We start from the raw sequence: 23,267 nt of genomic DNA on the forward strand, positions 1-23,267 counted from the left end.
GCACCCGCAGCGGCGGTGCCGATCTCAGACCAGGGTCTTGAGGACGGCCGGGTCGTAGGGGACGGTCTGGGCCAGTTCGCCGCGCAGCGCCTTCGCCGCCCAGTCCGGGTTGGCCAGCAGCGTCCTGCCCACGGCGACGAGGTCGAACTCGTCGCGCTCCAGGCGGGCCACCAGCTCCTCGATGCCGGTCAGACCGGCCTGCTCGGTGAAGCCCTGGGCGAACTCGCCCACACCGTACTGCTGGTCCAGGCCGACGGAGCCGACCGTCACCGCGGCCCGGCCGCTGAGCTTGCGCACCCAGCCGGCCAGATTGAGCGGGCTGCCGTCGAACTCGGGCAGCCAGTAGCGGCGGGTGGAGGCGTGGAACGCGTCGACACCGGCCTCGGTCAGCGGCGCCAGCAACCGCGCCAGCTCGTCCGGGTTCTCCGCGATGCGGGCCTCGTAGTGATCGACCTTCCACTGGGAGAGCCGGAAGAGAACCGGGAAGCCCGGGCCGACGGCCGCGCGGATCGCCTGCACGATCTCGGCGCCGAAACGGGCGCGGGAGGCCGGGTCTCCGCCGTAGCGGTCGGTACGCCGGTTGGTGCCGCGCCACAGGAAGTCGTCGATCAGGTAGCCGTGCGCGCCGTGCAGCTCCACACCGTCGAAGCCGAGCCGCTCCGCGGCCGCGGCGGCCTCCGCGAAGGCCTCCACCGTTTCGTCGATGTCCCGCCAGGTCATGGCACGACCGGCCGGTGCGCCGTCCAGTCCGAGCCCGGACGGGCCCTCCGCGGGCGGTTCCGTCCCGAAGCGCGCGGCCCCGGTGTGCCACAGCTGAGGAATGATCCTGCCACCGGCCTGGTGCACCCGCCGCACCACGTGCGCCCAACCGGCGAGCGGCTCCTCGCCGTAGAAGCGGGGCACGTCGTCGTACGCGGCGGCGGCGGCCCGGTTGATGTAGGTGCCCTCGGTGATGATCAGCCCGACCTGGTGGGCCGCCCGGCGGGCGTAGTACTCCGCCACGTCCGGGCCCGGCACGCCGCCGGCGGACCGCATCCTGGTCATCGGGGCCATCACGATCCGGTTGGGGACCGTGAGATCGCCCAGGGTGAACGGCTCGTCCAGGGTGGCCATTTTTCCTCCAGATTTGTCGGCACTGCTCACACGGAATTGCTGCCGCCGCACACCGGTAGCGCATGATTATCGACCCCGTCGACAGCGGGTGTCCAGCTTGCAGAGGTAATTCCGGCTTGCATTGAATGATGCGATCCAGTGCATCGAAATAATCAGGTTGACCGTATCGGAGGGGCCGTTGATAGTGGTCATCGTGATTCCGTGTCACCGCGATCGTCTCCATTGTCGATCAATTGCGCGGACAGGCCTGTCGAGGCAGGAAAGGGGGCGGAACCCGGAGTGAGCCGAGTTCGCCTTACCGAAAAGACAGAAGAGTCAGCCGGTGAGCTGGAAGGCAAGCGGGCCGTGGTGACCGGCGGCAGTCGCGGTATTGGCGCCGCGATCGTGCAGAAATTGCTCGACGCGGGCGCCACCGTCGTGACCTCTGCCCGCAACCCCACCGAGCAGACTCCGTCCGCGGCCAAATTCGTCAGAGCAGACCTCAGTACGCCTGACGGAGTGCGGGAGTTCGCGGACATCGCTCTGGAAAATCTCGGCGGAGTGGACATCATCGTCAATAACGCAGGTGGCTGCCGAGCCTTTCAGAGTGCCCTGGACATCGAGAAGGACTGGCAGTACACGGTGGACATCAATTTCCTCGCCGCTGTCCGCCTCAATTCCTCACTCGTGCCGTCCATGCGCGAGAGCGGTGGCGGAGTCGTCGTACACGTCTCGTCCATTTCCACTATTGCTTCCTACCCGATGATCCTGCATTACGCGGCCGCCAAGTCCGCCCTGGAGACATACAACAAGGGGCTCGCGGCCGAATTGGCACCGCAAGGAATCCGGGTCGTCGCCCTCTCGCTCGGGAACGTCATGACACCAGGGGCGGACGAGGCGCGCGAAAAAATCGTGGACTATCTCGGCAACGATTCCGTGGACTGGTCCGACGAAATCCCCCTCGGGCGCATCGGCCGGTCCGACGACATCGCGGAGGCGGTCGGCTTCCTGGTCTCCGAACGCGCCGCGTGGATCACCGGAAGCACTCTCGTCATCGACGGCGGGCGCAGCGCGGCCCTGTCCTGAACCCCTTCACCAGTCACCACGTACGCGCAGGCAAGCAGCTGCCAGGACTGAAAGGACCGACACGATGACCGCCACAGGGGAAGGGATACGGGCCTACCCGTTCGGCCCGGTCGACCGGCTGGAAGTGGACCCGAAGCTGGCCGAGATCTGCGGCGAACAACCGGTGCTGCGCGTGAGTCTGCCCTACGGTGGCGACGCCTGGCTGGTCACACGGCACGCGGACGTCAGGGCGGTACTGGCCGATCCCCGGTTCAGCCGCGCCGCCGCCGTGGGCGAGGACATCCCCCGTACGGTAGCCACCGGTCTGCCCAGCACCTCCATGCTGAGCATGGACCCGCCGGAGCACAGCCGACTGCGGCGCCGGGTGGCCAATTCGTTCACCGTACGCCGTGTCGAAGCGCTCCGCCCGCGCGTCCAGCACATCGTGGACGGGCTGCTCGACACGATGATCGCCGCAGGTGGGCCCGCCGACCTGACCCAGACGCTGACCTGGCCGCTGCCGATCACGGTCATCTGCGAACTGCTCGGCGTGCCCGTCGCCGACCGCGACCGCTTCAACGTCTGGGTCGACGGCTTGCTGATGCTGTCGGATCCGGTGCGGTCCATGGAGGCCCGGGGGCACCTCAACGACTACCTCGCCGGCCTGGTCGCACTCCGCCGCACCACCCCCACCGACGACCTGCTCGGTGAGCTGGCCGACGTGGCGGACGAGGAGGACCGGCTCCTGGACGAGGAGTTGGTCAGCCTCGGTGTCAGCCTGCTCTCCGCAGGCCAGGAGGCCACCGCCAACCAGCTCGGCAATTTCGTCTACACACTGCTGACCCGACCCGATCTCTGGCAGAAACTCGTCGCCGACCCCGCACTGGTGCCCGACGCGGTCGAGGAACTCTCCCGGATCATCCCGATCAGCGCGTCCGCCGGCTTCACCCGCATCGCCACCGAGGACGTGGAACTGAGCGGCCAGACCATCCGGGCGGGCGACGCGGTGGTCGCCGAGCTGGGGATCGCCAACCGGGATCCCGAAGTGTTCGATCACCCGGAGGAGATCGACTTCCACCGGGGGAACGTTCCGCACGTCACCTTCGGCCACGGCGTGCACCACTGCCTCGGCGCGCAACTGGCCAGGATGGAGCTGCGAGTCGTGCTCGAATCGCTGCTCCGCCGGCTGCCCGGTCTGCGCCTCGCCGTGCCGGTCGACCAGATCTCCTGGCGTACCGAGCGGCTGATCCGCGGGGTGGACGCGCTGCCGGTCAGCTGGTGAGGCCCGCACGTGCCCGCCGGCGCGTGCGCCACCAACACCTGCACGGCCGGACACCACACCGCGCACGTCACCGCGGGCCGCTGCGCGCGGTGACGTGCTGATTCCACGGCCGGCCAAGACACGCAATCAAGGGCCGGCGACGTCCACAGCCAGGACGCGCCGGCATCACCGGGACGCCGAGGGAGACCTGATCATGACCGAGCCACTGGAGGAGGTCACCGCGGCAGTGCATGACCCCGACAAGGGACTCGCCGAGGTCATGGCGGCCGTACTGGAGGGCTACGGGGACCGTCCGGCCCTCGGTGAACGCGCCGAGGAAGCCTCGACAGCGCGGCTGCTCCCCAGGTTCGACACCATCAGCTACCGCGAACTGTGGGCGAGAGTCCGCGCGGTGGCCGGCACCTGGCACCACGACCCGGGGCATCGGCTGAGCGCGGGCGACCGGATCTGCGTCCTCGGCTTCGCCAGTACCGACTACGCGACGCTCGACCTCGCGTGCATCCACTCCGGTGTCGTGGCCGTGCCCCTGCAGTCCGCTGCGCCGCTGTCCCAGCTGACGCCGATCATCGCGGAGACGGAGCCGCGCGCCCTCGCCACCAGCGTCGAGCGACTGGACACCGCCGTCGAAGCCGTGACCGGGGAAAGCTCGATCCAGCACGTGATCGTCTTCGACTACCGTCCCGAAGTCACCGACCAGCGAACCGCCTTCGAGTCCGCCCGCCGCCGTCTGGCCGAAGCCGGCCGCCCGGTGGCCGTCGACTCACTGGCCACGCTGATCGAACGCGGAGCGGGCCTGCCGCCCGCCCCGCTGTTCACCGCCGAAGCGGGAGACGATCCGCTGGCCCTGCTCATCTACACGTCCGGCAGCACCGGAACCCCCAAGGGGGCCATGTACACGCAGCGGCTGGTCGGCACAGCGTGGTACGGATTCAGCTACGGGGCGGCGGACGGACCCCCGGTCAGCGTCCTCTACTTGCCGCAGAGCCATCTCGCGGGCCGCTACGCCCTGATGGGCTCGCTCGTGCGGGGCGGCGTCGGCTACTTCACCGCCAGGAGCGACCTGTCCACCCTGTTCGAGGACATCGCGCTGATCCGCCCCACCGAGCTGACCATGGTCCCGCGCCTGTGCGACATGCTCTTCCAGCAGTACCGCAGTGAACTGGGCCGCAGAGCCGGCGAGCCGGGTGACGTCGAGAAGGCGGTCATGACGGACCTGCGCGAGAACTTCCTGGGCGGACGCGTCGCCAAGGCGTTCTGCGGGACCGCCCCGCTGTCCGCGGAGGTCGCGGCCTTCGTGGAGTCCTGCCTGAACCTCCACCTGTACACCGGTTACGGATCCACGGAGGCCGGGGGAGTCCTGCTCGACACCGTGGTGCAACGCCCGCCCGTGATCGACTACAAGCTGGCCGACGTCCCGGAACTGGGCTATTTCCGCACCGACCTACCGCATCCGCGCGGGGAACTGCTGCTCAAGACGGACAGCGTCATTCCCGGCTACTACAAGCGGCCCGAGGTCACCGCCGAGATCTTCGACGAGGACGGCTACTACCGGACCGGCGACGTCATGGCCGAGCTCGGACCCGACCGACTGGTCTACGTCGACCGCACCAAGGACACCCTGAAGCTGTCCCAGGGCGAATTCGTGGCCGTCTCCCGCCTGGAGACCGTCTTCGCGGGCAGCCCCCTCGTCCGGCAGATCTTCGTACACGGCAACAGCGAACGCGCCTACCTGCTCGCGGTGGTGGTGCCCGCGCCCGGCGCCCGGGCCGGCGCCGGCGAAGGGCCCGGTTCGCTCAAGTCGCTGCTCAGCGAGGCGCTCCAGCAGACGGCCCGGGAGGCCGAGCTCAACTCGTACGAGATCCCGCGTGACTTCCTGATCGAGACCGAACCCTTCAGCCCGGAGAACGGCCTGCTCTCCGAGAGCCACAAACTGCTGCGCCCCAGGCTCAAGGAGCGCTACGGGCAGGCTCTCGACCGGCTGTACGACGAGATCGCCGAGGGGCAGGTCAGAGAGGTGCGCGAGCTGCGTCGAGCCGCCGCCGACCGGCCGGTGCTGGAGACGGTCACCGGGGCCGTCCAGGCCATGCTGGGCTGTCCGGACACCGCTCTGCGTGCCGACGCGCACTTCACCGACCTGGGCGGGGACTCCCTGACTGCGCTGTCCTTCTCGCTCCTCATGAAGGAGATCTTCCACATCGAGCTTCCGGTCGGGGTGATCACCAGCCCGGCCAACGATCTGGCCCGGCTGGCCAGATACATCGAGGCGGAGCGCGAGTCCGGGGCGGAGCGGCCCACATTCGCTTCCGTGCACGGTGAGCACAGCACCGAAGTCCGCGCCGGCGACCTCACCCTGGACAAGTTCATCGGCCCGCGGACGCTCGCCGCCGCGCCGACGCTGCCGCGCCCCCGCGGTGCCGTGCGATCCGTCCTGCTGACCGGGGCCAACGGCTACCTCGGGCGGTTCCTGTGCCTGGAATGGCTGGAGCGGCTGGCTCCCTCCGGCGGCAAGCTGATCTGCGTCGTACGCGCGAGCGACGCGGCGACCGCTGCGAAGCGGCTGGACGAGGCGTTCGACAGTGGTGACGCGGACCTGCTCCGGCGCTACCGGGATCTGGCCGAAGGCACCCTGGAGGTACTCGCGGGCGACATCGGCGAGCCGCACCTGGGCCTGGACGAGGACACGTGGAACGGTCTGGCCGACACCGTGGACCTGATCGTCCACCCGGCTGCCCTGGTCAACCACGTTCTGCCGTACCGGCAGTTGTTCGGCCCCAACGTCGTCGGTACGGCAGAGCTGATCAGGCTGGCGCTCACCGCCCGGCTCAAACCCGTCACCTATGTGTCCACCGTCGCCGTGGAGGCCGGAGCCGGGATGCCGGCTCTCGGGGAGGACGCCGACATCCGTGGCGCCTGCCCGGTACGGCGGATCGACCAGGGCTACGCCAACGGGTACGCGACCAGCAAATGGGCGGGGGAGGTCCTGCTCCGGGAGGCACACGACCTGTGCGGCCTGCCGGTCACCGTCTTCCGGTCGGACATGATCCTCGCGCACAGCAGCTACCGGGGGCAGCTGAACGTCCCCGACCTGTTCACCCGCCTGCTGCTGAGCCTGCTCGCCACCGGCATCGCACCGGCCTCGTTCTACCGCACCGGTGACCGCGCACACTACGACGGTCTGCCGGTCGACTTCACCGCGGAAGCCGTCACCGCGCTGGGCGCGCGGGCCACCGACGGACACCGGACCTTCAATGTGGTGAACCCGCACGACGACGGCATCTCGCTGGACACCTTCGTCGACTGGCTCATCGCCGCAGGTCACCCGATCCGGCGGATCGACGGCTACGGCGAATGGCTCACCCGCGTCACGGCCGCGCTCCGCGCCCTGCCGGAGAGGCAGCGTCAGCACTCGCTGCTGCCCCTGCTGCACGCCTTCGCGCAGTCCGGGGAGGCCGTCCCCGGTTCCGCGACACCCGCGGACCGGTTCCATGCCGCCGTGCGTGCCGCGAAGATCGGCGCCGGCCAGGACATTCCCCATCTGACGGCGGCCCTCATCACCAAGTACGTCACCGACCTGCGCCGGCTCGAACTGCTCTGAGAGCTGGGCCCCGGCCTTCGAACGGCGCGCAAACGGTCCATCGGCGGCCGCACATTCATCGAGAGACAGCGGACGGGAACCCGGTATGGAACAGGACATCGGCGAGCAGGCGATTTCGTTTCTGCGTCGTCTGGAGGCGCACGACTTCGCCGGGTGCCGGGCGATGTGCACCGGCGGCGCCACCGTGTGGCAGAACGACGGTCTGGGGGCGCGGACGATCGATGCGACCCTGCGGCACTTCAAGGTCTTCGCCGCTGACGTCGATACGCTGCGGTACGACGTGATCCGCCAGTTCCGGAACACGAACGAGGTCCTCCAGCAGCAGGTGCTTCACCTGAGCGCGGCCGACGGGTCCGAGAGCAGGGTCCACGCCGCGGTCTGCTTCCGGTTCGAGGACGACGGTCTCATCGACCGGATCGAGGAGTACATCTACGAGGTCCCGACGGCCGGAACACTCTGATCCGCTCTCCCGCACCCGCCGTCCGGCGAAGTGACGCGGGCGGGAGGCCTCGCGTGCCGGTCGCGACCCGCGGCCGGGGTGCCGAACAGGGACGCGGTCGATCTCCGCCCCGAAACAGCCGTCACCGGCAGTGGCCGAGCGGGCCGCGCGACGAGGGCGGGCAGTGCGCCGGCAAGCTCCGCCGGGCGGGCGTCGACGTCACCTCGCTCCGGGGGCGGGCACGAGCCACGGCTTCCCGCTCCCGGACAGCCCGCGCGGCAGCTGAACCGGCGGGGGACTTCGCCGGAGAAGAGACACGCGGGTGAGAACCCGGGCGCCTGCGGCGGCCCGCTACGCGGCGCGCCGGGCCGTGTTGAGCCAGGTGCGGTAGCGACGCAGGGCCCCACGCTGCTTCAGCTGCTCGGCGAGGAGCGCGATCGCCGGGTGGGTGTGGGGCGTGGGGCGGCTGCCGCGGGCGATCCGGCGCATCTGGTGGCGTACCTGGGCCATGCCCGCGGCCGAGGCGAGCGCCTTGTCCGACCAGGTCACCGGCCGCAACCGCCGGTCGGCCTCGCGGCCGGTCCGCCAGAGCCCGGGCAGATCCGGGGTGACGGCGAGGGCGGTGCCCATCCCGATGACCGCCACACCGCTGTCGAGGACGCGGCGTGCGGTCTCGTGCCGGGTGATGCCGCCGGTGAGCATCAACGGCAGCGGGCTGGTGGCGACCAGATCCTTCGCCAGGTCGAGGAAGTACGCCTCGCGGGTCCGGGTGCGCTCGTCGGCCGGGCGGCCGGACATGGCCGGGCTCTCGTAGCTGCCGCCGGAGAGCTCGACCAGGTCGACACCGAGCGGAGCGAGCATCCCGATCACCTGGCGTGCGTCGTCGGCGTCGAAGCCGCCGCGCTGGAAGTCGGCGGAGTTGAGCTTGACCGCGACGGCGAAGGACGGCGAGACGGCGGCACGGACGGCGCGGACGATGTCCAGCAGCATCCGGGCCCGGTTCTCCAGGGAGCCGCCCCACTCGTCGGTGCGCTTGTTGACCAGGGGGGAGAGGAACTGCGACAGCAGATAGCCGTGCGCGGCATGGACTTCCACACCGTCGAAACCGGCCTGCTCGGCGCGCCGGGCGGTGACCGCGTACCGGGTCACGGTGGCCCGGATCTGCTCGGGCGTCATGGCCACGGGACGCCCGAACCGGCTGCTGTGCCTGCCCAGGTCGACGGCGACCGCGGAAGGGCCCCACACGACGCCGGGCATGTCGGATCCGATCTGGCGGCCGGGGTGGTTGATCTGCATCCAGACCGACCCGCCGCCGGACTTGCCGGCCCTGGCCCACTCGGCGAACGGCTCCAGTGGGGCGGCGGCGTCGAGCACCACGCCGCCCGGGCCGGTCAGCGCCTCGGCGTGGACCATGACGTTGCCGGTGATCAGCAGTCCGGTGCCGCCCGCCGCCCAACGCCGGTACAGGCCGAACAATTCCTCGTCGGGAAGCTGGCCGACGGCGGCCATGTTCTCCTCCATCGCCGCCTTGGCGATCCGGTTGTTCAGCACCTGCCCGGAGCGCAGGGACAGCGGCGAGAACAGCTCACTGCTCATCGGAGTTCCTCTCTCGATCACAATCACGATCACGATCTCGATCACCATCGCTTACGATGTATGCGGTGTTCACATTAGGGCGGTGATGTGAGCGGTGTAAACATGAGGGAGTGTGACCCATGTCGCAGGAGAGCGGCACGTATCACCACGGCGATCTGCGCGCCGCCTGTCTGCGCGCCGCGCGGGAGCTGCTGGAGGAGGACGGCAGCGCCGGGCTGTCCCTGCGGGCGGTGGCACGGCGGGCCGGCGTCTCGGCGACCGCCCCCTATCGCCACTTCGCGGACCGTGACGCGCTCGTCTCGGCGGTCGCCGCGCAGGGCTATCGCGAACTGGCCGAACATCTGGCCGCGGCGCATCCCTCGCCCGCGACGCCCGAGGAGCTGGCGGCGGTCGCCGTCGCCTACGTCCGTTTCGCGCTGGAGCGTCCCGCGCTGTTCCGGGTGATGTTCGCGGAGCCCTGCGATCCGGACAGCGAGGAACGGGTCGGCGCGACCACCGCCATCTCCGAGTACGTCCGCAGCATTGTCCGCGGCACCTTCCCCGGCGCCGATCCCGACGCTCTGTCCACCACGGTATGGGCCATCGTCCACGGCCTGGCGTTCCTGCATCTCGACGGCAAGCTCGACACCTCGACCCCCGAGGCGGTGTCCGGCCAGGTGCGCGCGGCCGTCCACGCGCTGTTCACCGCCCCTGCGGCGATGGCACCGACGGCAGCCGCACCGCACGCGCAGTCGGGGGCGTAGCGGGGTCGGGTGGCGCCGTACGGGGGCGGAACGTAGGCCCGGCGGCCTTCCGCGTCGCGCCTCAGTCCGCCGTACCCGGCTTGGTGCCCCACACGTAGACGCGATCGTCGATGTTCAGGAGGTCCCACAGGGCCGCTGCGTCGTCCACCTTCAGGTTGACGCACCCGGCCGAGCCGCCGCCGTCGTACAGGTCCCCGGGGTGCCCGTGCAGCGCCTGGCCGCCGTCGAAGAACTGGGAGTACGGCATGGGCGCGTCGTCGTAGAGGGTCGAGACATGGTCCTTGTCGCGCCAGTAGATCGAATGCCAACCGGGCCGCGTCTCCTGCGCGTCGCGACCGGTGCGGATGGGAACCGGGCCGAAGACCACCCGGTCCCCGGTCTGTACCCAGAGGAGCTGCCGGTCCATGTCGGTACAGGTGACCCGGTACGAACGGGTCGGACAGTGGCCCGCGGCGTTCGGGTCGGGGGCTGCCTCGACGGCGACCATGGTGCGGTAGGTGCCGAGGTCGGCGAACCCGTCGGTGCGAGCGACCTTGTTCTCGCGCTGGAACGTGCGGATCGCCGCGCAGTCGGCCGCGGACTGGCGGCCGTCCACGGGCCGGCCGAGGTGCTTCTCCATGGGGCGCTGGTAGGGGCCGGTGGGAGCGGTGCACTCGGCGGCCGGGCCGGCCGGAGCGGCGATGGAGGCGGGGGCCGAGCAGAGCACCGCCGTGGCGGCTGCGGCGGTCACGGCACTGGCGACGCGGACTGGGCGCACGGATGACCTCCTGGCGGTGCGTGCGGGGCCCCGTCAGTGCACCAGCCCACCGGTCCGGACGCCATAGGTGAACGGCCGAACCGGTGAGCGGACAGCCCTTAGACGCGCCGGCCCTCGCAGGTCTTGCCCTTGCAGGGCTCACCCCGGGTGTTCTCGATCGTTGCCTTCACTCCCGTGGTGCTGTTCTCCGCCGTCACCTCGTACGGCCCGGAGACCGGGTTCGCGGGCAGGACGTAGCCCTCCGGCACGGCGGTCTCGCGCAGGTAGTACGCGCCGAGCGGCAGGTCGTCGAAGGCGCATCCGCCGTTCCGGTCGGTGGAGCAGTCGTCGACCCGGGTGTCGGGCTCGGTGCCGCCGGTCTGGAGGCCGGGAGTGTCGTTGGTCTCGCGCCAGAGTTCGAAGACGGCGCCGGCCAGTGGCTCCCCGTTCTTGCGGTCCTTCTTCACCAGGTCGATCCGGCCGGTGCCGGGCGGCTCGGACGTGGCGGTGTTCCGCGCCTCGGTCTGGACGCCGGTGCCGGCGTTGTCCCCGGTGAGGACGAGAGGGCCGAAGACATTGGGGTCGGGCAGGTCGTAGCCGTCGGGGGCAGAGGTCTCACGCCAGTAGTAGGTGCCGGTCGTGGTGATCGCGACACAGACACCGCTGGTCGGGGTGGTGCAGGTGGTGACCCGGGTGTCGGGATCGGCGCCGGTGGTCTGGAGGCCGACGACGTCGTTGGTCTCGCGCCAGAGTTCGAAGTCGGCTCCGGCGAGCGGAGCTCCGGTGTCCGTGTCGGTCTTCAGCACCCGGACCTCACCGGATTTCGGCTGCGGTTCGCCGCAGTCCGGCAGGTCGCCGTTGAACGGGTAGGCGTGGAACTCCTGGCCGCCGCCGCCCGTCGCGGAGCTGGTGTGGGTCAGGGAGCCGGTGGTGAAGAAGCGGCCGTTGATGCCGGGCAGCTGCACATTGGTCATCGAGGACTGCTCGCCCATCAGGAAGCTGCCCTGGAACTGACCGGTTCCATGAAGATCGACCGTCGTGGCGTCGGGGAAGTTCCACAACAGCCGCTCACGGTAGGCGTTCAGCGGATCCGTGGCGTCCGAGATGCCACCGCTGTATGTGTTGAGCACCCGGTGCGTCCCGATGACGTTGACCAGAACGGTCGCGTCGTCCGGAATGCCGGCGAAGACGATGCCCTGCTGCGCGCCGCCCCGGCCGACCATGTCGAAGTCGACGTTGAAGACCTGGAGGGCTGACGTCCCGTCACCGGTGAACAGGGTCTGGGTCCCCTGGTTCACGGCCGTGCCCGTCGCGGTGCGCGGCCGGCCGCCGACGCGGGCGTAGCAGCGGCTGGCGTCCGTCAGCTCGTCGCGCAGCCCGGCATACGGCGCGATGGCGGCGTCGTCCTGGATCAACTCGCCGTGCACGGTGCCGGTCCGCGTGCCCGCGTACCGGACGATGCCCCGCTCGCCCAGCACGCCGCCGGTCGTTTCCAGGGTCTGCCCGGCGGCGATGCTCACGTTGCCGCCGGCGGTCAGGAAGTCGGAGTCGACCGGAGGCGCCACCCGGGATCCGACACCGGCGATGCCCAGGTTGTACAGGCCGCTGGCGGACGCGTCCTTGTTCTGGTCGAAATCGTCGAGCACGACGACGCGGCCCTCGGCTTCGGCGGCTCGTCCGCGTACCAGGAAGTCGTTCCCGACGAATACGTTGATCGCGTCGTCCCGCCCAGCGATCGGGCCGTTGTTGACCCCGGGGAAGGGGTCCGGGCAGCTGCCGGGAACGCAGGGCCCGAGCCCGCCGGGCAGGGGGGCGGCGACGGCGGGCGCGGCGGGCAGTCCGAACGTGAGCACGGGCACGGCCATGGCGAGCACGGCGCAGGATGTCCTGGTGGCGCCGGCGCGTGAGCGCAGCGTGGAGAGACGCCGAGTCATTGATCTCATATCGGGCATTCTTTTCAGAGATTCGCATTTCGGAGTGGATTGCGAACCGTGCTGCCACAAAGGGGTGCCCCAAGCACTCGAACAGGCTAGGGCCTCTCGTCCGGATCAGGCCCGACGGGCCCGTCGCCGCAGGGGAACCGGGGCGCTCGGCGGATCGCCCGGACCGGACCGGACGTCCGTGACTCCTGCGACGGTCCGGGGGATTAGGTTGGCCGGGAAAAGTTTTCGGGCAGCCGGACTCGCGATGGGGGCGAGCATGACCATGCTAAAAGGGGCCAATGTTCCGGTGGCGGCTCAGGCCGTGCGGGTCGAACTAGGGTGGCGCACCGCCCCGGGGACACCGGACGTGGACGGCTCGGCGCTCCTTCTCGTGCCGTCGGGAAAGGTACGCAGCGACGCCGACTTCGTCTTTTACAACCAGCCCTCGCACGCATCCGGCGCGGTGCGCCACGAGGGCAAGCGCACCGCCGGTGACGGGACGACGGACAACCTCGCGGTCGACCTGGCGCGCATCGAGCCGGGCATCGACCGGGTGGTTCTGGCGGCCTCAGCGGACGGCGGCACGTTCGGCCGGGTGACCGGGCTCTACGTACGGATCACGGACGCGGCGAACGGAAGGGAGATCGCCCGCTTCGACAGCGCGGACGCGACGGTCGAGACCGCGTTCATCCTGGGAGAGCTCTACCGACGCCAGGGCGCCTGGAAATTCCGCGCCGTGGGCCAGGGATACGGCACCGGCCTCGAAGGTCTCGCGACCGACTTCGGGATTTCCGTCGACGAACCGCAGCAGCCCCAGCCGGCTCAGCCGTACCACCAACCCCGAACCCCTCAACAGCCTCCCAGCGCAGCGCGGACCGACCACCGGCCGCCGGTCCCGCCCGCCCCGCCGACTGCACCCCCGGCGCCTCCCGCGCCCCCTGCCGCCGCACCCGTCCGCCTCAGCAAGGTGACGCTCACCAAGGACGCGCCGTCGGTCTCCCTCGCCAAACAGGGCGGCACTTCCGGAGCGCTTCGCGTCAATCTCAACTGGGAAGTGCGCAAACAGTTCAAGGGCTGGGGAAGCAAACTGGGCAGAGCGGTCGCCAACCACTCGGATCTCGATCTCGACCTCTGCGCCCTCTACGAACTGACCGACGGCCGCAAGGGAGTCGTGCAGGCGCTGGGCAACGCGTTCGGCGCTCTCCAGCACCCTCCCTACATCCACCTCGACGGGGACGACCGCACCGGCGCCGTCGCCACCGGCGAGAACCTCACCGTCAACCTCGACCACAAGAACGAGCTCCGGCGGGTCCTGATCTTCGTCACCATCTACGAAGGCGCCCGGAGCTTCGCCGATCTCCACGCGAGCGTCACTCTCCAGCCCCAGCACGGCGCACCGATCGACTTCTCCCTCGACGAGTGCACCGTCCCGTCCACGGTCTGCGCACTGGCGCTCCTGACCAACAACGGGGGAGACCTCACGGTGCAGCGCGAGGCCCGCTATCTCGTCCCCGAGCGCGGAGTGAGCCCGCAGCGCACCATCGACTACGCCTACGGGTGGGGCATGAACTGGACGCCCGGCCGCAAATGACCCCCCGGCGGTCCGGACGGCCCTGCCGCCGCCGGCCCACCGCCGCCTCGGCTCACCGGTCCGGCGCGGCCTCGGGACGGGCGTACGTACGCCCCTTCCAGGCCGCGCCGCGGCCCCGGTGGTGCTGCACCGCCGAATCGACCGTCATCAGCAGATAGAGCGCCGCGGTGAACGGCAGCAACGGCGCCGACCACAGCGACTGCCGGTAGTGGCGCAGCATCGGCAGATACGTCCCCGACATCACCGCCCACGCCAGCCCGCCCGCCCGGGCCGCCACCGGGTCTCCGGCCAGCAACCCGGTCACGAGCGCGACCGGCGGGACCAGATAGACCAGCGCGAGTCCCAGTACCGTGCCCAGCAGGAGCGCCGGACTGTGCCGCAACTGGGCGTACGCGCTCCGCGACACCATCCGCCACAGGTCCGCCAGCCGCGGATACGGCCGCACGCTGTCCACCCGCTCGGCGAGCCCCAGCCAGATCCGCCCGCCGCTGCGCTGCACCGCCCGCGCCAGCGACACATCGTCGATCACCGCCTGCCGGATCGACTCCGGCACCCGCGCCCGCTCCGCCGCCCCAGTCCGCAGCAGTACACAGCCACCGGCCGCCGCGGCCGTCCGGGCACCCGCCCGGTTCACCCACCGGAACGGATAGAGCTGCGAGAAGAAGTACACGAAGGCGGGCACGACCAGCCGCTCCCAGAGGCTCGACACCCGCAGCCGGGCCATCTGCGAGACCAGGTCGAAGCCGCCCGACTCGGCGGCGGCCACCAGCTCCCGCAGGCTGTCCGGTTCGTGCGCGATGTCGGCGTCGGTCAGCAGCAGAAAATCCGGCTCCCTGGTCCGGGCCAGCGAGATCCCGTGCCGGACCGCCCACAGCTTGCCCGTCCAGCCCGGCCCGGGCTCGCCCGGCGAGACGACCGTCACCGGCAGCCCCCCGAACCGCACGGACAGCGCACGGGCCACGTCCCCGGTCCCGTCCTTGCTGCAGTCGTCGACGAGGAAGACCTCCGCCCGCCCCGGATAGTCCTGTGCCAGCAGCGAGGGCAGGCTCACCGGCAGCATGTCGGCCTCGTCGCGCGCGGGCACCACGATCGCGACGGACGGCCAGCGGGCCGGGGCCTTCCGACGGGGCAGCCGCTGGTCGGTCCGCCAGAAGAACCCTTGTCCCAGCAGCAACCACACCCATGCGGCCAGCGAACCCACGGCGATCCAGGCAACGGCGCTCATTCGCCGCAGTCTGCCCCACCGGGACAAAACCGCAAGGGCGGTCGACTATGGTGACCGGGTGAAGATCGCGCTCATGGACTCAGGAATCGGCCTGCTCGCGGCAGCCGCCGCGGTACGACGACTGCGGCCCGACGCCGATCTGGTGCTCTCCTCCGACCCCGACGGCATGCCCTGGGGGCCGCGTACACCCGAATACGTGACCGCCCACGCGCTCGACGTGGCCCGCGCGGCCGCCGCACACCGGCCGGACGCGCTGATCGTCGCCTGCAACACGGCCTCCGTGCACGCCCTGCCGGCGCTCCGCGCCGAGCTCGAAGCCACACTGCCGGTCATCGGCACCGTCCCCGCGATCAAGCCCTCCGTCGCCGGCGGCGGCCCGGTCGCGATCTGGGCCACCCCCGCCACCACCGGCAGCCCGTACCAGCGCGGACTCATCCGTGAATTCGCCGGCTCCGTCGAGGTCACCGAGGTGCCCTGCCCCGGTCTCGCCGACGCCGTGCAGAACGCGGACGAGACCGCGATCGACCTCGCCATCGCCGCGGCCGCCGCCCGCACCCCGCGCGATGTCCGGGCCGTGGTCCTGGGCTGCACCCACTACGAACTGGTCGCCGAACGCATCCGTGCCGCCGTACGGCAGCCGGGTCTGCCGCCCGTCGCGCTGCACGGTTCCGCGGGCGCCGTCGCCGCCCAGGCACTGCGCCGGATCGGTGCCGAACCCGCTCCGTCGGCCGAACCGTCCGCAGGACTCGCCGTGATCCTCAGCGGCCGCACCGCCGACCTTCCGGAGGCCGCTCTGGCCTACGCCGAGGGGCGTCTGCTGGGGGCGGTCAGCCCGGCCCGCTGACCCGGCGCGCGCCGTTCTGCCCATCCCCGGCGTGCGGATTCTTCAGTACGCTGCTTGACATGAGGGACCACCCCCGAAACCCCCGGCACAACGGAGCCGACACCCGCTCCGCCGTCTGGATCGGCCGGGCCACCAACCGGGCCCAGTGGGTGCTCGCGGCCGCAGGAGCGGCCTGTCTGGCACTCGGCGTCCAGCTGGCCGTCACCTCCAACTGGACCTCCGGGATCGCCCCGCTGCTGATGTCCGTGATCGGCTGTGTCGCCGCCGGACTGCTCATGCTGTTCGGCACCCTCGCCTTCGTGAACGTCGCCGTCAGGATCGACGGCGACGCCCTGGAGGTGCGCTGCGGCCACATGGGCGTCCCGCGCCGCCGGATCCTGCTCACCCACGTGGTGGGCGCGGAATTCGCCCCCGAGGTCACCCCGCGCCAATGGGGCGGCTGGGGCTACCGCTGGCGCCCCGAGCAGGGCACGGCCGTGGTGGTCCGCAGGGGCGAGGGCCTGGTGCTCAGGCTCGGTGACGGCAGGACGTTCACCATCACGGTCGACGACGCCGAGGCGGGCGTCCGGTTCATCCGTGAACGCCTGCACCTGCCGGCGACCGGCGCCGCGGCCGGAGCCTGACCCCGAACGACGGGGAACCGGATCCGTACGGGAGCGCGACGGAACGATCCGGTACGAAGCGTTCCACCACGCGGGCGGGGCTGCCGGGCACACAGGCGGCCACCGTAGAATCCGCCGGGTGAGCGCCACCATCACCTCAGTCGACGCCGCGCAGCCGGCCTCGTCCCCCGTGTCCCGCAAGCGACGCCTGGTCCGGCCGGCCGCCGCGGTGATCGCGGGCGTCCTGCTGTATCTGAGCTTCCCGCCACGACCCCTGTGGTGGCTGGTGCTGCCCGGATTCGCCCTGCTCGGCTGGGTGCTGCACCGACGACGGCTCCGCGCCGGATTCGGGCTCGGCCTGCTCGCCGGGCTGGGCTTCATGCTGCCGCTGCTGCACTGGACCGGCGAGGAGGTCGGCCCGGTGCCGTGGCTGGCCCTGGCCACCGCCGAGGCGCTGTTCATCGCGGTCGGCTGCATCGGGATCGCCGCGGTCAGCCGCCTCGCCTGCTGGCCGCTGTGGGCCGCCGCAGTCTGGGCACTCGACGAGGCGGTCCGGGCCAGGGTGCCGTTCGGCGGCTTCCCGTGGGGCAAGATCGCCTTCGGCCAGGCGGACGGTGTGTTCCTGCCGCTCGCGGCCCTGGGAGGCACGCCGCTGCTCTCCTTCGCGGTGGTGCTGTGCGGCTTCGGGCTCTGCGAAGCGGTGCTCCGGTTCCGCGCCCACCGGCGCACCGGCACGCTGCCCGGGGCGGCCGTCGCAGCCGCGGCCGCGGCCGTCCTGGTGCCCGTCGCCGGAGCGTTCGCCGCGCTGCCCCTCGTCGACGACTCGGCCGAGGACGGCACCGCCACCGTCGCCGCGATCCAGGGCAACGTGCCCCGGCTCGGACTCGACTTCAACTCCCAGCGCCGCGCCGTCCTGGACAACCATGTGCGCCGCACCGAGCAGCTCGCGCAGGAGGTGAAGGAGGGCAAGGTCCCGCAGCCCGACTTCGTGCTGTGGCCGGAGAACTCCTCCGACCTCGACCCGTACCGCAACGCCGACGCCCGGATCGTGATCGACGACGCGGTGAAGGCGATCGGCGTGCCCACCGTGATCGGCGCGGTGGTCGAACCCGACAGCGGGAACCTGCGCAACACCCTCATCCAGTGGGATCCGAAGAAGGGCCCCGTCGACACGTACGACAAGCGCCACATCCAGCCGTTCGGTGAGTACATGCCGATGCGTTCCGTCGCGCGGATCTTCAGCTCCGACGTGGACCGGGTGCAGCGCGACTTCGGCCCCGGGAAGAAGGTCGGGGTCTTCGACCTGGCGGGGACGAACGTGGGGCTCGTGACCTGCTACGAGGCCGCGTTCGACGGCGCCGTACGGGACACCGTCATGCACGGCGGCCAGCTGATCGCCGTACCGAGCAACAACGCCACCTTCGGCCGAAGCGAGATGACCTACCAGCAGCTGGCCATGTCCAGGGTGCGGGCGGTCGAGCACAGCCGGTCCGTCGTCGTCCCCGTCACCAGCGGGGTCAGCGCCGTCATCCGCCCGGACGGGAAGATCGTCGAGAAGACGAAGCTGTTCACCCCGGACGCGCTCGTGGACGAGGTGCCGCTGAGGTCCTCGCTGACGCCCGCGACCCGGATGGGCACGCTTCCCGAGGGTGTGCTCGTGCTGATCGCCGTGGCAGGGCTCGGCCTGGTCGCCGTCCGCGCGGTACGGAGCCGGCGCGCCCGGTGACGCTCCGGCACACCACGTAGGGTCGGACCCATGGCAACTCCTGATTTCATCCGCGAGATCCGCGCCACCGCAGGTCAGCAACTGCTCCTGCTGCCGGGCGTCACCGCGATCGTCTTCGACGACGAGGGCAGAGTGCTGCTCGGACGCCGTTCCGACACCGGCAAGTGGTCGGTCATCGGCGGCATCTGCGAGCCGGGAGAACAACCGGCTGCGACGGCGGAACGCGAGGTGTACGAGGAGACGGGCGTGCACTGCGTCGCGGAGCGGGTGGTGCTCACGCAGGCCCTGGAGCCCGTGCAGTACGCGAACGGTGACCGCTGCCAGTACCTCGACGTCACCTTCCGCTGCCGGGCGACCGGCGGCGAGGCATGCGTCAACGACGACGAGTCGCTGGAGGTGGGCTGGTTCCCGGTGGACGCGCTGCCGCCGCTGGACGAGTTCGGGCTCTTCCGGATCAAGCAGTCCATGACCGACGAGCCCACCTGGTTCGAACCCACCCCCCGGCAGTGAACGACGTCGTCCGCCGCGCGGGCCCGGTCACCCGGCCCGCGCGGCGGACGACGTCCGGACTCAGACGGTACGGGCGTCGGCCGGCAGCGCGCCGGACGCGTCCGGCGCGGCCGAGGCGCTCTCGATGTCCGTGAGATCCCGGTGCCGGGTCTCCTTGGCACACCCGATCGCGAGCACGGTGATGAGCGCCGCGGCGATCACGTACAGCGAGATGGGCACCGAGCTGTCGAAGTCCGCGAGCAGCGCGGTGGCGATGAGCGGTGCCGGGGCGCCGGCCGCGACCGAGGAGAACTGCGCGCCGATCGAAGCGCCCGAGTACCGCATCCGGGTCGCGAACATCTCGGAGAAGAAGGCCGCCTGCGGCGCGTACATCGCGCCGTGGAAGAAGAGCCCCACGGTGACCGCGAGCAGCAGGCTGCCGAAGTTCCGTGTGTCGATCAGCGCGAAGAACGGGAACGTCCACAGCCCGACACCGACCGCGCCGACCAGATAGACCGGCTTGCGCCCGACCCGGTCGGAGAGCGCACCCCACATCGGAATGACCGCGAAGTGGACCGCCGAGGCGATGAGCACCGCGTTGAGCGCCGTCTGCTTGCTCAGATCCGCCGCCGTGGTCGCGTAGACGAGCACGAACGCCGTGATCACGTAGTAGCTGATGTTCTCCGCCATCCTGGCGCCCATGGCGATCAGCACATCGCGCCAGTGATGCCGCAGCACGGCGACGAGCGGCATCTTCTCGGCCGTCCCGGCAGCCGATCGGCGCTCCTCGGCCTGCGCCATCGCGGCCTTGAAGACCGGCGATTCATCGACGGAGAGGCGAATCCACAAACCGATGATCACCAGGACACCGGAGAGCAGGAAGGGGATGCGCCACCCCCACGCACCGAAGGCGGATTCCGACATCAGCGCGGTGAGCGCGGACAGCACCCCGGTGGCGAGCAACTGCCCGGCCGGCGCGCCCGTCTGAGGCCAGGAGGCCCAGAAGCCGCGGCGCTCCGCGTCCCCGTGCTCCGAGACCAGCAGCACCGCCCCGCCCCACTCGCCTCCGAGCGCGAAGCCCTGCACCAGCCGCAGGACGGTGAGCAGTACGGGGGCGGCGGCCCCGACCGTGGCATGTGTCGGCAGCAGCCCGATCGCGAACGTCGCCCCGCCCATCATCAGCAGACTGAGCACCAGCAGCTTCTTGCGCCCGAGCCGGTCGCCGTAGTGCCCGAACACCAGGGCACCGAGCGGCCGGGCGGCGAAGCCGACCGCGTAGGTGAGGAACGACAGGAGTGTCCCGACGAGCGGATCGGACTCGGGGAAGAACAACTTGTTGAAGACCAGCGCGGCGGCTGACCCGTACAGGAAGAAGTCGTACCACTCGATGGTGGTCCCGACGAGGCTCGCGGCGACGATGCGCCTGAGATTCGAGGGGGCTGGCGGAGAGGTTGCTGGGGCGGCCATGGGTACCACTTCCGGACGGTCGGCGGGGACGTGTGTGCGTTGCCATACCGTAGGAAGGGGCAGGTGGGCGGCGTATGTGGCGGGACACCACAGTTCTGCCGCCCGGAGTGCGCGTGCCCACCATGCGGGGCTCCGGCCGGTTTCCCGATGCGCCGCGCCCCGGGCCCGCTTCCGAAGTACTCGTCCGCTCTCTACGGTAGAAGTGACTTCACACGCGCATGGCGCGACGGCGAGACAACGGGGGCATCGTGGAAGCGGAGTTGGCGGCACTGGCGGCGTCGGGTGCGACGGTCCTGGTCGGTCACATGGTCTCGGACGCCTGGGCGCAGACCCGGGAACGAATGGCACGATTCCTCGCGCGGGGCGGGGATACCGATGGCGTGGACGAGGAACTCGACGCGTCCCGGGAGGAGCTCGTCGCGGCCCGCGACGGCGAGGATCCGGATGTCGCGGCGGACATCGAGGACGAATGGCGGCTCAGGATGCGCCGGGCACTGCGCGCGGACCCGGCGGCCGCACAGGAACTGCGGGTGCTGCTGGCCGAGATCGCCCCCCGGCCGGAAGGCGGGTCGACTGTGACGATCAACAACAACTTCAGCGGGGACAGCCAGAACTCCCAGGTCATCCAGGGGCAGAGCGTGTCCGGCGGCCTGACTTTTCACGGTTAGGGAAGAGCGTGCAGAGTGAGGAACCCGGCGCCCGCCGGGAATCCACGTACGTCAGCAACGACCTGTCCGGGGAGGTCCACGGCCCGAGCATCCAGGCCCAACGGATCCATGGCGGAATCACCTTCAACGTCCAGGCACAGCCCGGTGTCGGGCCGGACATCAGGCCGGACGAGGTTCCGCCGCTCCCGTTCCCCTTCGTCAATCGCTCGAAGCGCCTGGCGGAGCTCGACGCCTGGCTGGGAACGGGCCGCCCGAGGTCGGTGAAAGTCGGGTTCGGGGCCCTGTACGGCATGTCCGGCGTGGGCAAGACCGCGCTGGTGTCGCACTGGGCGGACGAGAAACGGGAGCTGTTCCCCGATGGTCAGATCTACGTCGATTTCGCGGCGCTGAGGGAAGAGCCGGAGGGCGGGGACGTGTCCGAGGCCGTTCGCCGGTGCCTCAGGTCCCTGGGAGTCGACGAGTCGACCATCCCCGCGTCGCTCGCCGACCGCACAAGGCTGTTCCGGTCGCGTTCATCGGGCCGGCGGCTGCTCGTGGTCCTCGACAATGTGAGCCAGCCCGCCCAGGCGGCCTCCCTGATCCCCAAGGGCGAGGGCAGCGCCCTGCTGGTCACGAGCGGTGGTCTGCTCGGGGAGCTGGCACTGGACGGTGCGCGGCTGATGCCGGTGCGGCCTCTGGGCCGGGACAGCGGGCTGGAGTTGCTGACCGAACGCTGCGGTGAGGAGGTCGTCGCGGCGGACCGGGAGTCGGCCGAACGGCTGGTGGAGCTGTGCGGGGGCCTGCCGGTGGCCCTGCACATCGTGGCGGCCCGGCTGCTGACCAGCCCCGGGCTGACCCCGGCGGCTCTGGCCGGGGAGCTTGCCGACGAGTCCGGTCGCCTGGCGGGAATGTCCCTCGGAGAGGAGCGGTCGATGTCCGCTGTGCTCGATCTCGGCTACCGGGAACTTCCCCCGGACACGGCCCGGCTGTACCGGCTCCTGGGCTGGCTGCCGAGTACCACGTTCGACGTGGGCGTCGCCGCGGTCGCGGCCGGCATCGACACATCGAGCACCGGGACGATGCTGGGGGCGCTCGTATCGGCGAGCCTTCTCGAATCGACCGGGGACGGCCGGCACCGCTTCCACGACCTGGTACGTCTCCATGCCCGGGAGCGCGCCGCCGCCGAGGAGCGGGCAGACGAACAGCTCGCCCTGCTGGGGCGGGTGACGACGCACTACCTGGCGCTCACCGCACTCGCGGACCGGTCGATCAGGCAGGACCGGCTGCGGATCGCGGATCTCACGACGCTGTTGAGCGCGGCCCCCGACCCCTTCGGGACGACAGGGGGCCCGGCGCCTCTCGACTGGCTGGAAGCGGAACACCGCAACATCCTGGACGTGCTGCGGGCCGCTGTTCGCGAGGAGACCCTCCGGACCGAGGTGTGGCAGCTGGCCGAGGCGTTCACCGTGTTGTTCTTCCACCACCGGCACCTCGGTGACTGGCGGGAGTCGCTCGAACTGGGGGCGGCGGCCGCGGCCGCCGCGCTGGAACCGGCCGCCGAGGCACGGCTGCGGAGTCTTCTGTCACGCCCGCTGATGGACCAGGGCGAGCACGAGGCGGCACGGCGGGAGCTGGAATCCGCCGTGGCATGTGCCGAGGTGTCGGGAGACCTCGTGGTGCGGGCCTCCGTGCAGGAGTTCTCGGGACTGGGAGCACTACGACCTCTCCCGTGCCATGGACGCCTACCGCAGTGCGCTTGAGCTCAGCACCGCGGCGAACGAAGGGCGCGGCGCCGCCATCGCGGCCTATTTCCTCGGCAGCGCCCAGGACGCCGCCGGCGACCACGACGAGGCCCTGGTCACTCTGCGAGGGGCGCACGCGGAACTGACCGCACGGAACGATCCGCGAATGGCGGCGCGGGTGCTGGCGGCCATGGGCCTCGCCCACGACCGTCTCGGCGAGCACGACGAGGCGATCCGCACGCTGAGCGAGGCCGCCCGAGCTCTGCGGGAGCAGCGGGCGACGCACTACGAGGCCCAGGCCCTGGTGGCCCTGGCCGGAATCAGGGAGCGCTCGGCCGCAGGTTCCGAAGCGGTACGGGCCGACCTGACGCGGGCCCTGGAGATCTACGAGGCGGGCGGCAGCCCGCAGGCCGAAGTGCTGCGCCGACGGCTCGAAGAGACGGGTGAGACGGGCTGAGCGATGG

19 protein-coding genes are annotated in these 23,267 nt (G+C 70.8%); 13 read left to right on the plus strand and 6 right to left on the minus strand.

The annotated features are described in order from the left end of the window. Positions 1-24: 24 nt before the first annotated feature. Complete coding sequence (locus ACGF8B_RS31495) at positions 25-1,113, minus strand: NADH:flavin oxidoreductase (protein WP_392745377.1); 1,089 nt, start codon at positions 1,111-1,113, stop codon at positions 25-27. 279 nt (positions 1,114-1,392) lie between these two features. Between ACGF8B_RS31495 and ACGF8B_RS31500 the strand changes: the two genes are divergently transcribed. From ACGF8B_RS31500 to ACGF8B_RS31515, 4 genes are all read left to right on the plus strand, one after another. Next, a complete protein-coding gene (locus ACGF8B_RS31500; RefSeq protein WP_392745378.1) occupies positions 1,393-2,178 on the plus strand; it encodes an SDR family oxidoreductase in 786 nt (261 codons plus the stop codon). 64 nt (positions 2,179-2,242) lie between these two features. Further along, the gene (locus ACGF8B_RS31505; RefSeq protein WP_392745380.1) at positions 2,243-3,439 is read left to right on the plus strand and encodes a cytochrome P450; all 1,197 of its coding nucleotides are present in this window, start codon (positions 2,243-2,245) and stop codon (positions 3,437-3,439) included. Between the two features lie 193 nt (positions 3,440-3,632). Continuing rightward, the gene (car, locus tag ACGF8B_RS31510) at positions 3,633-7,034 is read left to right on the plus strand and encodes a carboxylic acid reductase (protein ID WP_392745382.1); all 3,402 of its coding nucleotides are present in this window, start codon (positions 3,633-3,635) and stop codon (positions 7,032-7,034) included. Between the two features lie 85 nt (positions 7,035-7,119). Then, on the plus strand, positions 7,120-7,494 hold the full coding sequence (locus ACGF8B_RS31515) for a nuclear transport factor 2 family protein (protein ID WP_392745383.1): 375 nt from the start codon (positions 7,120-7,122) through the stop codon (positions 7,492-7,494). 330 nt (positions 7,495-7,824) lie between these two features. Here the strand turns inward: ACGF8B_RS31515 and ACGF8B_RS31520 are convergent, their stop codons facing one another. Continuing rightward, positions 7,825-9,069, minus strand: coding sequence for an NADH:flavin oxidoreductase/NADH oxidase family protein (locus ACGF8B_RS31520; protein ID WP_392745385.1), 1,245 nt, complete (start codon positions 9,067-9,069; stop codon positions 7,825-7,827). Positions 9,070-9,188: 119 nt separating this feature from the next. Here ACGF8B_RS31520 and ACGF8B_RS31525 point away from each other — a divergent pair, with 119 nt between their 5' ends. Next, positions 9,189-9,812, plus strand: coding sequence for a TetR/AcrR family transcriptional regulator (locus ACGF8B_RS31525; RefSeq protein WP_392745386.1), 624 nt, complete (start codon positions 9,189-9,191; stop codon positions 9,810-9,812). A 61-nt stretch (positions 9,813-9,873) separates the two neighbouring features. Here ACGF8B_RS31525 and ACGF8B_RS31530 read toward each other — a convergent pair whose 3' ends face one another. Both ACGF8B_RS31530 and ACGF8B_RS31535 read right to left on the minus strand, forming a co-directional pair. Further along, positions 9,874-10,569 (minus strand): L,D-transpeptidase, encoded by a 696-nt coding sequence (locus ACGF8B_RS31530; RefSeq protein ID WP_392745388.1) that lies wholly within the window; start codon positions 10,567-10,569, stop codon positions 9,874-9,876. A gap of 98 nt (positions 10,570-10,667) precedes the next feature. Then, positions 10,668-12,491, minus strand: a complete 1,824-nt coding sequence (locus ACGF8B_RS31535; protein ID WP_392745389.1) for a choice-of-anchor A family protein — start codon at positions 12,489-12,491, stop codon at positions 10,668-10,670. Positions 12,492-12,735: 244 nt separating this feature from the next. Here ACGF8B_RS31535 and ACGF8B_RS31540 point away from each other — a divergent pair, with 244 nt between their 5' ends. Further along, on the plus strand, positions 12,736-14,061 hold the full coding sequence (locus ACGF8B_RS31540; protein WP_392745391.1) for a TerD family protein: 1,326 nt from the start codon (positions 12,736-12,738) through the stop codon (positions 14,059-14,061). Positions 14,062-14,113: 52 nt separating this feature from the next. Here the strand turns inward: ACGF8B_RS31540 and ACGF8B_RS31545 are convergent, their stop codons facing one another. Next, positions 14,114-15,286 (minus strand): glycosyltransferase, encoded by a 1,173-nt coding sequence (locus tag ACGF8B_RS31545; RefSeq protein WP_392745392.1) that lies wholly within the window; start codon positions 15,284-15,286, stop codon positions 14,114-14,116. Positions 15,287-15,344: 58 nt separating this feature from the next. Between ACGF8B_RS31545 and ACGF8B_RS31550 the strand changes: the two genes are divergently transcribed. The 4 genes from ACGF8B_RS31550 (at position 15,345) to ACGF8B_RS31565 (ending at position 18,968) form a co-directional block, all read left to right on the plus strand. After that, complete coding sequence (locus ACGF8B_RS31550; RefSeq protein ID WP_392745393.1) at positions 15,345-16,130, plus strand: glutamate racemase; 786 nt, start codon at positions 15,345-15,347, stop codon at positions 16,128-16,130. Positions 16,131-16,189: 59 nt separating this feature from the next. Further along, a complete protein-coding gene (locus ACGF8B_RS31555; RefSeq protein ID WP_392745394.1) occupies positions 16,190-16,753 on the plus strand; it encodes a hypothetical protein in 564 nt (187 codons plus the stop codon). A gap of 118 nt (positions 16,754-16,871) precedes the next feature. Further along, positions 16,872-18,458: an apolipoprotein N-acyltransferase gene (lnt, locus tag ACGF8B_RS31560; RefSeq protein ID WP_392745395.1), complete on the plus strand. Its 1,587-nt coding sequence runs from the start codon at positions 16,872-16,874 to the stop codon at positions 18,456-18,458. Positions 18,459-18,488: 30 nt separating this feature from the next. Next, entirely contained in the window at positions 18,489-18,968 is a 480-nt protein-coding gene (locus ACGF8B_RS31565) for an NUDIX domain-containing protein (protein ID WP_392745397.1), read from the plus strand. A gap of 60 nt (positions 18,969-19,028) precedes the next feature. On the opposite strand, the gene ACGF8B_RS31570 is transcribed toward ACGF8B_RS31565, so the two are convergent. Beyond that, entirely contained in the window at positions 19,029-20,414 is a 1,386-nt protein-coding gene (locus tag ACGF8B_RS31570; RefSeq protein WP_392745399.1) for an MFS transporter, read from the minus strand. Positions 20,415-20,662: 248 nt separating this feature from the next. Here ACGF8B_RS31570 and ACGF8B_RS31575 point away from each other — a divergent pair, with 248 nt between their 5' ends. Genes ACGF8B_RS31575 through ACGF8B_RS31585 form a run of 3 tightly spaced genes read left to right on the plus strand, consistent with a single transcriptional unit; the run spans position 20,663 to position 23,260 of the window. Continuing rightward, complete coding sequence (locus tag ACGF8B_RS31575; protein WP_392745673.1) at positions 20,663-21,082, plus strand: hypothetical protein; 420 nt, start codon at positions 20,663-20,665, stop codon at positions 21,080-21,082. Positions 21,083-21,090: 8 nt separating this feature from the next. Beyond that, positions 21,091-22,821, plus strand: coding sequence for an NB-ARC domain-containing protein (locus tag ACGF8B_RS31580; RefSeq protein WP_392745401.1), 1,731 nt, complete (start codon positions 21,091-21,093; stop codon positions 22,819-22,821). After that, on the plus strand, positions 22,796-23,260 hold the full coding sequence (locus ACGF8B_RS31585) for a hypothetical protein (RefSeq protein WP_392745403.1): 465 nt from the start codon (positions 22,796-22,798) through the stop codon (positions 23,258-23,260). Before ACGF8B_RS31580 ends, ACGF8B_RS31585 begins: the two co-directional genes overlap by 26 nt. Positions 23,261-23,267: the final 7 nt, after the last annotated feature.

It is taken from the genome of Streptomyces sp. NPDC047917, assembly GCF_043204345.1.
Lineage (GTDB): Bacteria > Actinomycetota > Actinomycetes > Streptomycetales > Streptomycetaceae > Streptomyces > Streptomyces sanglieri.